The 1,031-nt window shown below is 64.0% G+C and carries 1 protein-coding gene; it reads right to left on the bottom strand.

Annotated elements, in window-relative coordinates; all coding sequences use genetic code 11:
* On the bottom strand, positions 1-1,031 hold a 1,031-nt coding region (locus CW742_RS15165; protein ID WP_292421865.1), incomplete at both ends, for a proton-conducting transporter membrane subunit.

Here is a 1,031-nt window from a genome sequence, read left to right as displayed (position 1 = left end):
GATCGCAGCCGCGTACAGGATGGCGAGGAAGGTGATGATCGCAAAGATGAGGCCCATCAGGTACGAGAGGCTGTCCACCCGGAGGAGGGTCAGGGTGTAGTCCATGAACGGGAGGTTCCACTGGACTGCGGCACACGCGGCAGAACGGGCAAAATAGCCGCCCGGCAGGAGGAGGACATCAAGGAGGGCTGTTCCCCCGAGCACGATGAGGCCGGCCTGCCGCGCCTTTCCGCTGAGAAGGAGGACGACCGGTGCACCGATAAGGAATATCACGAACGGCGGAACTGCAGTACCTGCCAGAAACGTTCCGGAAACCAGCGCTGCCGTATGAGTAACGTTTGCGGCAGCCTGCGCACAGAGCGCAAACAGGCTTGCGGGGTAGACCGTCCAGAGGCCGAGTGCGAGGGCGCCTGCCGCGGTCACGACGACCGGGCCGCGGAGGGTCCACCGGACACCGGGCGCTCCCCATTCCCCGGGCCGGAAGAAGGCCCGGATGATGATCGGGAGGAAATACGCAAGGTTCAGGACGCTTGCCGTGACAAGGATGAGCAGCATCCACCACTCGCCCGTGTATCCCGCACCGATCCCGAGCGAGAGGTACCATTTCGCGATGAACCCGGCCATCGGCGGCAGCCCGACCATGGAGAGCGTTGCGAGGGCGAACGCCCAGAATTCCCACGGCATCTTCTTCCCGATGCCGTCCAGCTCCGAGACCCGCGTCTTCCCGGTCTCGACTGCACCGGCCCCGGCAACAAAGAACATGACCAGCTTGCCGAATGCATGGGCCGTGAAAGCATACGTTGCCCCGATGACGGCAACCGCTCTCCCGATCTCTGACACGCCGGTGATCCCGGCAGGCAGGATTACGGCGGCACCCAGGATCATGTAGCTGAGCTGGCTGACCGTGGAATAGGCGAGCCGGAGCTTGAAGTCGTCCTGCCGGAGCGCAACGAATGCTCCGACGATGATAGTGATGACCGCGGCGGCGATGACAACGTCCCGGAGCCCGAGCCCCAGCATCAGGTCAGGAC

Origin of the sequence: Methanoregula sp. (genome assembly GCF_002835825.1) — an archaeon.
Classification (GTDB): Archaea; Halobacteriota; Methanomicrobia; order Methanomicrobiales; family Methanospirillaceae; genus Methanoregula.
The sequence above is the reverse complement of the archived record's forward strand: the minus strand, read 5'-3'. Positions and strand labels throughout refer to the sequence as shown.